General features: G+C 39.4%; 15 protein-coding genes, 1 pseudogene and 1 riboswitch. Of the genes and pseudogenes, 13 read left to right on the top strand and 3 right to left on the bottom strand.

All coding sequences use genetic code 11. The annotated features are described in order from the left end of the window. Window positions 1-27 precede the first annotated feature (27 nt). Both AC0VX1_RS14320 and AC0VX1_RS14315 read left to right on the top strand, forming a co-directional pair. Window positions 28-531 carry a hypothetical protein gene (locus tag AC0VX1_RS14320; protein ID WP_475467652.1) on the top strand — a complete coding sequence of 168 codons (504 nt, stop codon included), beginning with the start codon at window positions 28-30 and terminating at the stop codon, window positions 529-531. Beyond that, on the top strand, window positions 524-1,576 hold the full coding sequence (locus tag AC0VX1_RS14315) for an alpha/beta fold hydrolase (protein ID WP_082609327.1): 1,053 nt from the start codon (window positions 524-526) through the stop codon (window positions 1,574-1,576). The genes AC0VX1_RS14320 and AC0VX1_RS14315 overlap by 8 nt, the downstream gene beginning before the upstream one ends. 184 nt (window positions 1,577-1,760) lie before the next feature. Here the strand turns inward: AC0VX1_RS14315 and AC0VX1_RS14310 are convergent, their stop codons facing one another. Then, complete coding sequence (locus AC0VX1_RS14310) at window positions 1,761-2,360, bottom strand: nitroreductase family protein (RefSeq protein WP_475467649.1); 600 nt, start codon at window positions 2,358-2,360, stop codon at window positions 1,761-1,763. Between the two features lie 243 nt (window positions 2,361-2,603). Here AC0VX1_RS14310 and AC0VX1_RS14305 point away from each other — a divergent pair, with 243 nt between their 5' ends. The 7 genes from AC0VX1_RS14305 to AC0VX1_RS14275 all read left to right on the top strand — a co-directional run bounded on the left by AC0VX1_RS14305 (window position 2,604) and on the right by AC0VX1_RS14275 (window position 9,021). Beyond that, window positions 2,604-3,581, top strand: a complete 978-nt coding sequence (locus AC0VX1_RS14305; RefSeq protein ID WP_475467647.1) for a ring-cleaving dioxygenase — start codon at window positions 2,604-2,606, stop codon at window positions 3,579-3,581. A gap of 24 nt (window positions 3,582-3,605) precedes the next feature. Then, window positions 3,606-4,553 carry a ring-cleaving dioxygenase gene (locus tag AC0VX1_RS14300; RefSeq protein ID WP_475467645.1) on the top strand — a complete coding sequence of 316 codons (948 nt, stop codon included), beginning with the start codon at window positions 3,606-3,608 and terminating at the stop codon, window positions 4,551-4,553. Further along, on the top strand, window positions 4,553-5,161 hold the full coding sequence (locus AC0VX1_RS14295; protein WP_095678950.1) for an alpha/beta hydrolase: 609 nt from the start codon (window positions 4,553-4,555) through the stop codon (window positions 5,159-5,161). The genes AC0VX1_RS14300 and AC0VX1_RS14295 overlap by 1 nt, the downstream gene beginning before the upstream one ends. Window positions 5,162-5,179: 18 nt before the next feature. Further along, complete coding sequence (locus AC0VX1_RS14290; RefSeq protein WP_063576035.1) at window positions 5,180-5,788, top strand: flavin reductase family protein; 609 nt, start codon at window positions 5,180-5,182, stop codon at window positions 5,786-5,788. A 234-nt stretch (window positions 5,789-6,022) separates the two neighbouring features. Next, window positions 6,023-6,125: riboswitch (SAM riboswitch) on the top strand. Between the two features lie 83 nt (window positions 6,126-6,208). Continuing rightward, the gene (gene mmuP / locus AC0VX1_RS14285) at window positions 6,209-7,603 is read left to right on the top strand and encodes an S-methylmethionine permease (RefSeq protein ID WP_336060249.1); all 1,395 of its coding nucleotides are present in this window, start codon (window positions 6,209-6,211) and stop codon (window positions 7,601-7,603) included. Next, window positions 7,593-8,555 (top strand): homocysteine S-methyltransferase, encoded by a 963-nt coding sequence (gene mmuM, locus AC0VX1_RS14280; protein WP_475467642.1) that lies wholly within the window; start codon window positions 7,593-7,595, stop codon window positions 8,553-8,555. Before mmuP ends, mmuM begins: the two co-directional genes overlap by 11 nt. Window positions 8,556-8,853: 298 nt before the next feature. Next, entirely contained in the window at window positions 8,854-9,021 is a 168-nt protein-coding gene (locus AC0VX1_RS14275; RefSeq protein ID WP_162878727.1) for a hypothetical protein, read from the top strand. Between the two features lie 459 nt (window positions 9,022-9,480). On the opposite strand, the gene AC0VX1_RS14270 is transcribed toward AC0VX1_RS14275, so the two are convergent. Further along, window positions 9,481-9,855 (bottom strand): helix-turn-helix domain-containing protein, encoded by a 375-nt coding sequence (locus AC0VX1_RS14270; protein ID WP_475467640.1) that lies wholly within the window; start codon window positions 9,853-9,855, stop codon window positions 9,481-9,483. A gap of 229 nt (window positions 9,856-10,084) precedes the next feature. Here AC0VX1_RS14270 and AC0VX1_RS14265 point away from each other — a divergent pair, with 229 nt between their 5' ends. Both AC0VX1_RS14265 and aspA read left to right on the top strand, forming a co-directional pair. Continuing rightward, window positions 10,085-11,074, top strand: a complete 990-nt coding sequence (locus AC0VX1_RS14265; RefSeq protein ID WP_034311152.1) for an asparaginase — start codon at window positions 10,085-10,087, stop codon at window positions 11,072-11,074. 23 nt (window positions 11,075-11,097) lie between these two features. Continuing rightward, window positions 11,098-12,528: an aspartate ammonia-lyase gene (aspA, locus tag AC0VX1_RS14260; protein ID WP_034307227.1), complete on the top strand. Its 1,431-nt coding sequence runs from the start codon at window positions 11,098-11,100 to the stop codon at window positions 12,526-12,528. Window positions 12,529-12,791: 263 nt separating this feature from the next. Here aspA and AC0VX1_RS14255 read toward each other — a convergent pair. Further along, a pseudogene (locus AC0VX1_RS14255) lies at window positions 12,792-13,154 on the bottom strand (glycerol-3-phosphate transporter); the annotation flags it as partial. A 468-nt stretch (window positions 13,155-13,622) separates the two neighbouring features. On the opposite strand from AC0VX1_RS14255, the gene AC0VX1_RS14250 reads away from it, so the two are divergent. Together AC0VX1_RS14250 and AC0VX1_RS14245 are read left to right on the top strand one after the other, a co-directional pair. Next, window positions 13,623-14,066, top strand: a complete 444-nt coding sequence (locus AC0VX1_RS14250) for a CoxG family protein (RefSeq protein ID WP_475467638.1) — start codon at window positions 13,623-13,625, stop codon at window positions 14,064-14,066. A 167-nt stretch (window positions 14,067-14,233) separates the two neighbouring features. Beyond that, entirely contained in the window at window positions 14,234-14,497 is a 264-nt protein-coding gene (locus tag AC0VX1_RS14245) for a metal-sensitive transcriptional regulator (RefSeq protein WP_034307218.1), read from the top strand. The last annotated feature ends 227 nt before the right edge of the window (window positions 14,498-14,724 follow it).

The raw sequence follows: 14,724 nt of genomic DNA, 5'->3' as shown, positions 1-14,724 counted from the left end.
ACGGAGGAGAAAGGAAGGAAGAAATATATGGCGGAAAAATCCAATTTTTATAAAGGGCTTAAATTACTGGGCACACAAAAAGAGCAACAGCTGAATAGTAAAATTCAAAATCTGCTGAATAATCGCGAATTAATCGAAAGAGTTAGCAATAATGCGCAAATGCAGGTACCAAGAATAAATAGTCTGCAGGAAACCTCAGAAAGAATGTCCATCATCATGAATTACCCAACAAAAAAAGATGTGGCGAGTTTAGCGAAATTAGTCATCCAACTCGAAGAAAAAATTGATGGGTTGCAAGAATTGGTCTCTATACTAGTTGAGAATAGGGGCGGGAATGTCGGGGGTAATTCTTCAATTCGCAATAAAGGCAATGCCAATTCATCCCGCAGCATCAAAAAGAAATCAAGATTGGCATCCAATGAAAAGGAAGGGAGTAAAAAAAGGTTATCTGATTTTATAAATAACTCCTTATTGTTAAGCTCACAGCTGCCTGAGTTCAATTCAGTTGGTCAGGAGAATTCAAATGGCTAAGCGGAAAGTGCCGAAAAATCAATCTGAATCCAAAACTAAATGGCAACATTTATTGGATATTCCCAATCAGCCAATGCCTGAAATGGGACTGACTCCGAAAATAGCGGTGTGGAAAAAAAACAAATCAACGCTTTGGTTTTATCCCTCAGCACAAAAAAAATATGATGTACCGGTTTTTCTTATATATTCACTAATCAATACTCCTTTGATTCTTGATTTATCTCCGGGGAATAGTTTAATAGAATCTTTTGTAAATGAAGGTTTTGATGTGTATTTGCTTGATTTTGGAAGCCCGGGCTTTGAAGATGGTGACATATCGATCGAAGATTATATCGTCGATTATATTCAAAAAGGAGTGCAGCGTGCATTACGTCACTCTGGAGCATCAGAAATTACAGTCATGGGGTTTTGCCTCGGAGGTACAATAGCCGCAATATATGCTGCCATTGCAGACGAGCCCATCAAGAATTTGATACTTTCCGTGACCCCGGTCGATTTCAGTGCCTCGGAATTTTTTGATCAATGGCAGGAAGCGTTAAAAGAAGGAACAGCGGATTTTGACGAGACAATAGATATTTATCAAACGATACCGGCCAGTGCAGTTAAATATGGTATCAGGTTAATTACATCGCCCGTCTATATATCACCTTATTTATCTTTATTGAATCAAGCGGATGATGAAAAATACGTTCAAAACTGGCGCCGCTTCAATGCTTGGGCTAATGGGCATGTACCGTTATCCGGAGCAGCCGCAAAACAAATAACCAAGGATTTATTGATAAAAAATAGCTTGGTTAATGGTGGTTTTAAGGTAAGGGGAAAAAAAGCGAAGCTATCGAAAATTGATGCTAGTGTTTTGGTCATAGCAAGTAAGTATGATCGACTGGTCCCACAGGAAATGATTTATCCGGTAATGGAGCATTTAACATGTAAGGATAAGACATATAGCCTACTGAAAAGTGGACATGCTGCTAGACAATATTCCGGTGTACTCCCATATTATTTGAAGGAATGGCTGCCAGGGCGTTCTTCACCAATTCAATAAGATTAATAGGGGGATGTGAAATGTACGTGTTGAACGTCAGTGAGGATATCAAAATCATGCCGGTTGTTGAGTATATAGGCTTTGCGTCATTGATATTTTCAAAATTTTTTGCAACATTTCCGGATTACTAAAGCGAAATAAAATAAAAGGGCTGGCTCGTTAAGTAGAGCCAGTCTCTATTTTATCATCGATAATATTTCACACGTTCTTCAAGTGGTGAGAAGTCTTTATCGCCAGGTTCTGCAGTGGGTTTTCCAAAAGGCAACTGTGCGATGAGTTTCCAATCTCGTGATATATCCCATGTCTTTCTCACTTCGTCATCGATTAAAGGATTATAATGCTGAAGGCTTGCACCAAACCCCTCAATTTCCAAGGAAGTCCATACGACAAATTGTAAAATGGCAGAAGATTGGTTCGACCAAATCGGAAAATTTTCGGCATACGTTTTGTATTGTTCTTGTAGCCTATTTATTTTGGCCTGGTCTTCAAAGAATAAAACCGTTCCATAACCATTTATAAATGACCTCATTTTTTCTTCCGTTTTTGTAAAATCTTTGCCATCGGCTGCTTTTTTTAATGTTTCTTTCGTGATATCCCATAATTGTTCGTGGCTTTGACCAGTTAATACAATCACTCTGGCACTTTGGGAGTTGAAAGCGGAAGGGGAGTATTGAACGGCATGATCGATAACTTCTTTAATCCTTTTATCAGGAACAACATGTTCCTTGCTAAGGGAATAATAAGAGCGTCTATCTTCAATTGCGCTAAAAAAATCTTTAACCATATATCACAACCTCCATTCTTATACCGATTTATTTTGGCCTGTATTTTTTATTTTATGATAAGTGAATCCGGTTGAAATTATTTGAATGAAAATGGTTGACAATTTTATCCCTGTCGTTTATCTTTAAATCAAGATATTTGCATTAAAAGTATTATGTTAGGTTGAATACCTTGAATTCGAGATATTATTAGCGGATTAATTCATCTCCGTAAGGGGAGATTTATAAAGATAGGAGTGGTACGGATGGAATTAAAAGGATTACATCATGTTTCGGCGATTACAGCAAAAGCGGGAAATAACTTTGAATTCTACACAAAAGTCTTAGGGATGCGATTAATCAAAAAAACGGTGAATCAAGATGATGTTCGTGTGTATCACTTATTTTATGGAGATCAAATTGGTTCACCGGGTACGGAATTGACGTTTTTTGAAATTCCAAATGCTGCCCGCACTCATGAGGGAAACAATAGCATTTCAGAAATTTCTTTAAGGGTGAGGGATGATGAAGCGCTAGGATATTGGAAAAAACGGTTTGTGGAATTCAATGTTGAGCACGATGAAATATCGAGCCGTTTTGAAAGAAAGGTGCTTTCTTTTAAAGATCCTGAAGGGCAGAGGCTTCTTCTGGTTTCCGATCAGGATAATAACGGTGTTGATGGAGGATTTCCGTGGAATGGAAGCCCAGTGCCGCAAGAGTTTTCCATACTTGGATTAGGACCAGTAAAACTCACAGTACCCAATATTGAACAAACAGAAAGTGTTCTTATCGAGGTATTGGGGTTCAGGAAATCAGGCACATACCCATCCGCAATCAGGGGGCAAAATCCGATAGTCGTTTACGAGACAGGTGAAGGAGGAACTGGAGCAGAACTCCATATTGAAGAAAGGAATGACATACCTCGGGAAAGGCTGGGGAGGGGTGGAGTACACCATGTTGCCTTTCGGGTGGATGATGAAGAAGAATTGAGAAAATGGGTAGAAAAGATTAGTGAATCGAAATTCGTGAATTCGGGATATGTGGACCGCTTTTATTTCCGTTCACTCTATTTTAGGGAGCCGAATGGCATATTATTTGAACTAGCTACTGATGGACCTGGTTTTGAAGTGGATGAAGCTGAGCAGCATCTAGGTGAGAACCTTGCCCTGCCACCTTTTTTGGAATCGAAAAGAAAGGATATTGAATCGAATTTAAAACCACTTAATACAAAATCAACTAATTAATCAACGGGAAAGGAAGTAATCGGCATGCAAAAGCAAAATGCAGGGATACACCATATAACCGCAATTGTAGGCAATCCTCAAGAGAATGTGGATTTTTATGCTGGAGTATTGGGAATGCGTATGGTGAAGAAAACCGTTAATTTTGATGATCCAGGCACCTATCATTTATATTTCGGAGATGAATCCGGTTCACCGGGCACAATCATCACTTTCTTTCCTTGGCCTGGGGCATACCGAGGGACAATTGGCTCCGGACAAGTGGGGATTACAACATATGCCGTTCCGGAGGGTTCAATGGGCTTCTGGGAAAATCGTTTGGGTAAATTTAATATAGACTTTGAAAAGGTTTCACGTTTCGGTGAGGAATATCTTGAGTTCCAAGACCCACATGGTTTGCAACTTGAACTGGTTGAGCGTAAAGAAGGTAAAAATAGCGAGTGGTCATCCGGCGGTGTACCAGCTGATAAGGCGGTCAAGGGTTTCGGCGGAGCTGTATTATTGACGTCAAAACCGATCAAAACGATGGAACTTTTAGAGGAAGTGATGGGCCTTCAAAAGGTTGGGGAAGAGGGCGATTTCATCCGCTTCAAATCCACATCGGATATCGGCAATTTGATCGATGTTAAAAAAACGGTTTTACCAAACGGTAAAATCGGAGTGGGAACTGTCCATCACATTGCATGGCGTGCGAGCGATAATGAAGATCATAAAGAATGGAGGGAGCATATCGGTAACCATGGCTATGGTGTGACACCCTTTACAGACCGACAATACTTCAATGCCATTTATTTCAGGGAAGATGGAGGCATACTCTTTGAAGTAGCCACAGATCCACCTGGCTTTGCTCATGATGAAACGAAAGAAACGATGGGCAGTAAATTAATGCTGCCGCCATGGTTGGAAGAAAAGCGGGAAGTTATGGAAAAAACGTTACTGCCGGCAGTGCCGAGAGTACTAGAGGAGGATAAATGATGAAACATATTTTTCAAAAAGGAAGTAATCCAGAAGCTCCGTTACTACTGCTGTTACATGGCACTGGAGGAACGGAAACAGATCTCTTGCCATTATCCGAAATGGTTTCACCGGGTTCGTCCGTACTGAGCGTACGGGGAAATGTACTTGAAAATGGAATGCCCCGTTATTTCCGACGGTTAGCTGAAGGGGTTTTTGATGAAGAGGATTTGATTTTCCGAACGAAGGAGCTTTATGACTTCTTGGAATCAGCGTCCGGAAAATATGACTTCGACCGTGACAGAGTGGTGGCATTAGGTTATTCCAATGGTGCAAATATAGCGGCAAGTTTGCTGTTCCATTACGAGGGGGCCTTACAAGGAGCGATTCTTCATCATCCAATGGTTCCAAGACGAGGGATTGCTTTGCCGTCCCTTTCAGATATACCTGTATTTATAGCTGCAGGTAAAAACGATCCGATTTGCCCGGCAGAAGAAACTGAAGAACTTAATCAACTTTTACAGCAAGCTGGCGCAACAGTTGAAGTTCAATGGGAAAATTATGGTCATCAGTTGACACGTTCAGAGGTTGATGCAGCAGGTTCATGGTTTCAAAAGAACTTTTTATAAGAATGAGAGGGAATGAAGATGATTTCTGTTAACCCTGAAAGTCTGACTGAACGGGATAATTATAAGTTTTTGACTGGAAGCATTATACCGAGACCTATAGCGCTGGTTACGACACAATCCGAAACCGGTACAATCAATATAGCGCCGTTCAGCTTTTTTAACATAGTCAGTTCAAATCCTCCGATGATTTCCATTTCTGTTCAACGGAAAGAAGGAGTTTCAAAGGATACAGCCCGAAATGCAATTCAAACAGGTGAGTTCGTTGTTCATATCACTGACGAAAATAATGTTGCTGATGCAAATCGAACGGCCAAGGAACTCCCATCTGAAGAAAGTGAATTGGGTCTTACTAATTTCACGCTGGCTGTTAGTGATAGGGTATCCGTACCAGGATTGGAAGAAGCGAAGGTGCGTTTTGAATGTACATTAGAGCAATCGATTCCATTGGCAGGTTCCAAGAATGAACCTGGTTGTGATTTACTGATAGGGAAAATAGTCTGCTATCATATAGAGCAAGATATTTACCATAATGGCCGTATTGACCCGAATGGGCTAAAACCTGTAGCAAGATTAGCAGGTCATACTTATACAAAACTAGGGGAATTATTTGAAATAGAACGTCCTTAAGGAAAAAGAAAAAAATGGCGACATCTTTTAAGATGTTGCCATTTTTAAGACCAACATGACCCCGGTTAGTTTTATTTGCCATTATAATATGCTTAGCGCCTGTTCCAAAAATAAGCAACCTTTTAATATTAATGCCGCAGACGCCATGATCGTTAGCATTTAAAGGAAGTCTTAACATTCCGAAACAAAACTTGACAAATTTTTCATAGATTGATAAAGTTATAAAAAAATAATTTCTTATCCAGAGAGGTGGAGGGACTGGCCCTATGAAACCTCAGCAACAGGTCTACAAAGACACTGTGCTAATTCCAGGGGGTGAAACCTTGATAGATAAGACCGTACGTGTTTATTTGTCAGTAACGCACTCTTTTTTAGAGTGCGTTTTCGTTTTTTCTGGATGCAAGATTAAGGAGAGTAAGAATGGATAACAAAAGGAAGCATGATTTTCAAAGGCAAATGCAAGCACGGCATATAATAATGCTATCGCTTGGCGGGGTGATTGGAACTGGTTTATTCTTAAGTTCGGGTTATACGATTCAACAGGCTGGTCCGTTCGGAACCATCCTTTCGTATCTGATTGGTGCATTAGTGGTTTATCTAGTCATGCTATGTCTAGGTGAACTATCAGTGCATATGCCCGAGACTGGTGCGTTTCATAGTTACGCAACCAAATACATCGGACCAGGGACAGGATATACAGTAGCCTGGTTGTATTGGCTAACCTGGACTGTTGCACTAGGTTCGGAATTCACGGCTGCAGGATTGTTGATGCAGCGATGGTTTCCATCAATCAGTGTCTGGATATGGAGTGCTCTATTTGCCATTTTGGTTTTGGCATTAAATGCGTGGACCGTTAAGTTTTTCGCTGAATCCGAATTCTGGTTTGCGTCTATAAAGGTATTTGCTATTGTAATATTCATTATTCTGGGAGCTGCGGCAATGATAGGTTTCATTCCAATGATTAACGCACAATCAGCTCCGTTATTTTCCAATGTTACAAGTGCAGGTTTATTTCCAAATGGTGCTTTTGCCATTCTAATGACGATGCTCGCGGTGAATTTTGCATTTTCTGGAACTGAATTGATCGGAGTTGCAGCTGGAGAAACTGTGAATCCGGAAAAAACGATTCCAAAGGCAATCCGTATGACATTATGGAGATTGATTATCTTTTTTGTAGGTACCATCGTTGTTTTATCCGCATTATTGCCTGTTTCGGATGCAAGCGTATTAGAGAGCCCCTTTGTTGCCGTTCTAGAACGAATTGGAGTGCCATATGCAGCGGATATTATGAACTTTGTTATATTAACTGCCATTTTGTCTGCTGCGAACTCAGGACTATATGCCTCATCCAGGATGCTTTGGTCACTTGCAGATAAGAAAACTATTTCACCAATATTTGCAAAATTGACAAAACGGGGTGTTCCCTTGAATGCAGTCCTTTTCAGTATGCTGGGCGGTGTTTTAGCACTTTTCTCGAGTATTATTGCGCCGGATACTGTATATATAGTGCTTGTATCCATTTCTGGACTAGCCGTGGTTATAGTTTGGATGAGTATTAGCGCGTCACAGTTTCTATTTCGCAGACGATATATAAACGAAGGAAACTCAGTTAATGATTTGGCTTATCATACACCATTATATCCATTCGTACCAATCGTTTCATTTATGCTATGTCTTGCTTCTTGCATAGGAATTGCATTTGATCCTACACAAAGAATAGCACTATATTGTGGCATTCCGTTTATTTTGTTTTGCTATGGAAGTTATTATCTGACACAAACCATAAAGAAAAGAGGAGTAGACCATGAAAAATAAAATTAACCCAATTGAAGAAATTTTACAAGGTCATTCAGTTATGATTTTGGACGGAGCTTTAGCTACAGAGCTTGAAAGTCATGGGTGTGATTTGGACGATCCCCTGTGGTCTGCACGTGTATTACTTGAAAATCCAGAAGTGATTTACCAGGTGCACTCTGACTACTTTCGAGCTGGTGCTGACTGTTCGATAACGGCAAGCTATCAAGCAACGGTTGAAGGTTTCGCCCTCCGCGGAATACAAGAAAAAGAGGCATTGGATCTAATCAGGAAAACGGTTTTACTAGCAAGAAAAGCAAGAGATGAATTTTGGAAGGAAGAATTTCAAACGATTAGACCTAAGCCATTGGTTGCTGCATCAGTTGGACCTTATGGGGCTTATCTTGCAGATGGTTCAGAGTATGTCGGGAATTATGGTGTTTCAGATGAAACTTTGGCGGCATTTCATCGCTCACGAATATCAGCTTTGATTGAAGCAGGAGCTGACATTTTAGCATTTGAAACGATTCCTTCCCTGCAAGAAGCAAAAGTATTACATTCATTATTGAAAGATTATCCAGAAGTCTATGCTTGGCTGTCCTTTTCTTTGAAAAATGAAAAAGCGATTAGTGACGGCACATTGCTGGAGGAGTGTGCCAGATTGTTTGGGGACAGTGAGCAAATTGCCGCAATTGGCATCAACTGTGCGCCTGTATCAGTTATCACGGAAGCCATACAGGTGTTGCGTGCAAACACGAATAAACCAATTATCGTTTATCCGAATTCCGGTGAATCATATAATCCAGAAACTAAAACATGGCATGGTCCAGAATCATGTAATAGGCTCGATGTGAAATCTGAAGATTGGCACCATGCGGGGGCAAATATAATTGGAGGATGTTGCAGAACCGCTCCTCATCATATTGCGGGCATTTCAAGAAAGTGGCGACCTTCCGTGGTAACGTTCTCCTAGCCTTTTTTGTTATCAAAAATATTGTTATTAAATATGTAAGTAGTCGGGAAACCTATAAACAAAAAGAACAGGAATCTGGCGGTTCCTGTTCTTTTTGAGCTCTTTATTCAGATTCGAGTAATTTGAAAGGATTGAATAATTAATTTCTTGACACTTCAGAAATAAGTCGCGCAAGATCAGCTGAAAATTACAGGTAAACCAACCCTTTTGCAAAAACTGTAAAAAGAGAAATTAAATCATATTTTTTTCGTGCTTGGGAAAACTAGACAAACAATGAATGGAAAGGAGAGAATGAGTTATGAGTCGTGGTAAAAATTTTAATCATAAAGAAAAAGGACATCCAGGAAATTTACCCAATAATAGAATTAGCGAAGAGAAGGAACACAGCCGCCAGTATGAACAGATTGAGGATATTGTCACTCATGAAGCTTTCAAGAATAGGGAAAAAGAAGATGAAATGCCTTAAAATATGGAAATGCAGCATATCTGTTGAGACATTATATTGAGGAATTTTCCATTTCTTTAAGGATTCCAATAATAGAAGCACATGAATTAAGACATAACGCTCACTTCATGTTGCTTCTTTTTTGATTAATTCACCGGGGGAAACCATGATCTTTGCCATGTTTTTTCTTTCATTGCAAATAGATAAAGAGGGAAAATGAATAAGTCTAAAGAGGACAACAGAAAATGAAAATGGATGATTTTTTAAAAAAACCGACTATCTTCTATATATTAGTTAATGAAATTTAAATTTCTAAACACAGAAATAATTACGTGCAACCGTCAAACTGGGCGAACCGAACTATCCTATTTGATGAAAGCTGCGGTATATTACAATTATAATGAACATGTCAGGCAGTATAAGAACCTGCTGAAGAAGTACGGTTCTTTTACCAAATACCAGTTTAAACTCAATGTCTGCCTATGTTTCATTTTGTTTATCGCGATTTATTTCCACTTCCCGTTTAGCTCTAATAAAAGCGATAAATTGAATCGTTTCCTCTTCAGAAAGGGAAATTCCATCTACAGCTAGCTTCATATCTGGTAAATCCGTTAATTCCATGACTTGAGGCGACTCATTATCCATATCCTTAGATTGATACTCCACTCGACCGAGAATGTAATCAGTTGAGGTATCATATAAGCCTGCCAATAAATTAATCGTTTCTAATGAAGGGCGGCGGTGGCCCGATTCGTAACCGGCATAGGTACTTTTGGCGATTCCGAGCCTGTCAGCGGTATATTGCAAAGACCATCTTTTGGACTTCCTTAATGTAGTCAATCTATTTAAAATCATTATTATTACTCTCCTTTTATATAAATCCATTATAACATCATATTGAAAAAAGTGTACGCGTAATGAATAACTTTCGCTTGATTTCACTATGAAACATGACTATAATAACATGTGTTGTACGCGTTACATGAACATTTACAGCGGAAACATCCTTATCTGAGATATTAGAATGATAGTGAAACAGGGAGGCTTATTAGGGGGTAGTATATTGGAAAAGTTAAAATCAAAAATGAAGAAGTTGATGTTGCTTACTACAGGTGGTACAATTGCATCGTTAGAAGGAAAAAATGGACTTGTTCCAGAAATGAAAGCTGACGAAATTTTAGGCCACCTACCGGGATTGGATTTACTATGTCAGATTGATAGTAAGCCTTTGATGAATATTGATAGTACAAATATGCAGCCGGAAGATTGGACAGAAATGGCACAATCCATCCATAAGCACTACCATGATTACGATGGCTTTGTGATTACCCATGGAACAGATACAATGGCTTACACTTCTGCTGCGCTCTCATATATGTTACAAGATTTAGGGAAACCAATCGTCATTACTGGTTCTCAGGTCCCGATTGCCTTTAAAAAGACAGATGCCAAAAGGAATATCTCTGATGCGATCCGGTTTGCTTGTGAAGATATTGGAGGAGTATATGTTGTTTTTGATGGCAGAGTCATTCAGGGTACGAGGGCCATTAAATTGAGAACGAAAAGCTATGATTCGTTTGAAAGTATTAACTATCCTTATATTGCGACCATATTCAAAGATAAAATTGAGTATCTAAAGCCAGTTCATTCACCAAAGAATAAGGAAGCTAAGCTGGATGCTTCCCTATGTACTGATGTTGCTTTAGTCAAGCTGCATCCCGGTATTAAGCCTGAATTCTTTGATTTCCTGAAAAATCAGTGTCGGGGAATCGTAATTGAAAGTTATGGAAGCGGTGGTATTCCATTTCAAGGAAGAAACATTTTAGAGAAATTGAATGAGTTAGTACAATGTGGAATATCCGTTGTCATTACTACCCAATGCTTAGAAGAAGGGGAAGATATGGATATTTACGAAGTGGGACGAAAAGTGAACAAGAATGTCATCATTCGTTCCAGGAATATGAATACAGAAGCCATCGTTCCTAAGTTGATGTGGATATTAGCGAAGACGCAGGATCCTAAAAAAGTGAAGGAAATGATGGAAACACCGATTGCAGAGGACATTACATTCTAGAACAAACAAAGGGGCAAGAGGAAATGTTGATAGAAGAGAAAACATACCGAATCGAGAAAGACTTTCTTGGGGAAAAGGAAATTCCAGCAGATGTTTATTATGGTATACAAACTTTACGCGCAGTGGAAAATTTTCCGATTACCGGTTACAAAGTCAATGAAGAAATGATTCGTGCATTGGCCATGATTAAAAAAGCCGCCGCTTTAGCGAATATGGATACCAAACGGTTATATGATGGTATTGGAAGCGCTATCGTCAAAGCTTCTGAAGAAGTGATCGATGGAAAGTGGCATGAATATTTCATCGTTGACCCAATTCAAGGCGGTGCGGGGACATCGATGAATATGAATATTAATGAAATCGTTGCCAACCGTGCGTTAGAACTTATGGGACACAATAAAGGTGATTATGTACATGTTAGCCCAAATAGCCATGTTAACATGTCTCAATCAACCAATGACGTATTCCCAACTGCCATTCATTTATCAACACTGCGTCTTTTGGAGCAATTGTTACAAACAATGACCAAGATGAGTACGGTTTTAAAGAAAAAAGCAAAACAATTTGATCATGTTATCAAAATGGGACGCACACATCTTCAAGACGCAGTGCCGATTCGCCTTGGTCAAGAATTCGAGGCTTACAGTCGCGTTTTGGATCGGGATATAAAAAGAATAAGTCAATCACGTCAACATTTATATGAAGTGAATATGGGAGCAACAGCAGTGGGAACGGGATTGAACGCAGATCCGCGTTACATTGAAAACGTTGTTACATATTTAGCTGAAATCAGTAACTTGCCGCTTGTAGGAGCAGAACATTTAGTAGATGCAACCCAAAATACGGATGCATACACTGAGGTATCAGCTTCATTGAAAGTATGTATGATGAATATGTCTAAAATTGCAAATGATTTACGTTTGATGGCTTCAGGACCGAGAGCGGGATTAGGAGAAATCACACTTCCAGCCCGTCAACCAGGTTCATCCATCATGCCAGGTAAAGTAAATCCAGTCATGCCAGAATTAATTAATCAAGTCGCTTTCCAAGTAATCGGGAACGATAATACGATTTGCTTAGCATCAGAAGCGGGACAACTAGAGTTGAACGTAATGGAGCCAGTGCTTGTATTCAATTTGTTGCAATCAATCAGCATTATGAACAATGCTTTCAATGTCTTTACAGATTATTGTTTGGAAGGCATTGAGGCTAATGAGCAGCATTTAAAAGATTATGTCGAACAAAGTGTCGGAGTGATTACAGCAGTCAATCCGCACCTTGGGTATGAAGTGGTTTCACGTATTGCCCGTGAAGCGATATTGAAAGGGAAATCAGTTCGCGAACTTTGTTTACAATATGATGTGTTGACAGAAGAAGAATTGGATCTGATTCTAAATCCTTATGAGATGACAAAACCCGGAATAGCGGGGGCTTCTCTTTTTGATCGGCAATAACCAGTATTTTGGTAGAAAGCATGAATCTATATGATTTTTGATATAATGACTATGCCTTTAGGACCGTTGGTTTAAAGGCATGGTCATTTTTTATATGCATTTCAATAAGGTATGTCACAAACGTCCGTCAACTTCTTTTTGCCATAGATAACTTAATATTGCGTCAATTAATCATGGATCGGTTTAACTGACAGTAAAAAACCCATCCCCCTTAGAATATATCCAGGGGGATGGGGAAACTTGAGCTCAATAATATGCCTGTATTAGCCCTTTACCACTTCCTGTCCTCGAACATTCCAAGTACATGCAAAGACCACTACTGCCAGTACACAAGAAATCGTAATTAATGTAAAACCTGCATTACAGCCTGAAAAGTCAACTACAAATCCCATAATGGCATTAGCCGCTACAGATCCACCTAGATATCCAAATAAGCCAGTCAGTCCTGCTGCAGTGCCTGCAGCTTTTTTAGGAACTAAATCAAGTGCTTGCAGACCTATTAACATTACTGGTCCATAAATTAAGAATCAAATCGCAATTAGGGATATAATATCAATCATTGGGTTGCCTGCAGGGTTAAACCAATAAACAAGGACTGCGATTAATACTCCTAAATTGTAGAAAATGAAGAAACTGAAAAAGTTACGGAAGAATAATCTTAGCCTAAAAAAAGCCCCAGTGATTAAGCTGGGTCTGAGTTTGTAGACCAAAGGGGTTGCATCTAAATTTTAAGCAAAGTTGGAGGTGCGAGACTCCGGCGGGAAAAGCAACCCCACAGGCGCCAAGAGCGCCGAGGAGGCTCCCGGACCGCCCGCGGAAAGCGAGTGCCTGGAGTGGAAATCAACGCTTATATTTTACATTCCCTCAAAAAAATGTAGGCATTCAATATTGTTCGAGTTTGTCTAAAGTCTGAGGCCCAGCAATAAAAAACGATCGTCCCTTTTTTTACAGGGGCGATTCTTTGCTGTTATTATCTTTAAATGATATCTTACACCGGGAGAATTTTGTTCAAGATTCTAATCGTACCGTTCTATTCAGTATTGTTCAGCCATACATTACAAAGATGTAAATAGAATGATTAAGGGGGAACTGCTTTGTCAGAAGGTGTGCATAGTATCATATTACCTGTTTCCAAAAAAACGGTATGGGGTTTTGTAAGTAGCATAGATCGTTGGGCACCTCTAGTCCCAGGATATATCAATCATGAGATGTTAAATGAGCGGACACTTATTTGGGAGTTTAAAAGCGATTTGGGATTAATGAAGAAGAAAATTAAACTGGAAGTGAATATTATGGAATGGATTGAACCAGATAAGGTAACATTTAAGCTTAAGGGATTAAATGAAAAATTTGATGGGCATGGCTATTTTTTAGCGGAAGAGTGCGGAATTGGACAGACTAAAATGACTGGCTGCCTGGCGATTACGGCAAAAGGCGCTAAAGCCCCTATCGTCAATGCTTTGTTAAAAACCTACGTTCCCCAAATGACGATCGAGTTTTCTGAGGCAGTTGCACAAAGTCTCCTTGTACAAAAATAGGAATTACATATTGGAGTTTTATTGGATATTGGCACTTGACAATTATACCTAGGTGGTATGTATTATAAATTGTAAGATTTTTATCAAACCTTCATTTCGTCTGAAGGGGTTTTATGATGGATATCTGGATAGGATTCATAAGTAATAGGCAGGGTAGGAGGCCTCACATGGAGTACGATAAGCAGGTTAAAAATAGAGTGAAGCGAATTGAAGGACAGCTTCGTGGGATTTTGAAAATGATGGAGGATAATAAAGATTGCAGGGATGTAGTAACTCAGTTATCTGCAACCAGATCTGCAATCGATCGGACGATTGGGGTAATAGTAAGTTCCAATCTTGTTGAATGCGTCCGGGAGGCTAATGAATCCGGGGAAAAGAATCCCGAAGAGCTAGTGAAAGAAGCTGTGAATTTATTAGTGAAAAGCCGGTAAGCGATTATTTTTTTGTTAAATTGGAATTTTTAAAACAAATATTATTAGACTGCCTGGCCAATCTGAGAAATTTTAGTGTCCGGGCTGGATGTATTTTTTAAAATGGGCCTCTACAAGAAGAGGTCCATTTTTGTGAATTCTCTGTTTTCATTTCTGATAAGCAAATCCTTTGATATAAAGAATTTGCATGGTATCCTTAAAGGGATAAAAATTTAGTGAGGGTATGC

The organism is Peribacillus sp. QJM3NY_7 (assembly GCF_056173225.1).
Note: the sequence above shows the minus strand (reverse complement) of the source record. Positions and strands in the feature narration are given on the sequence as shown.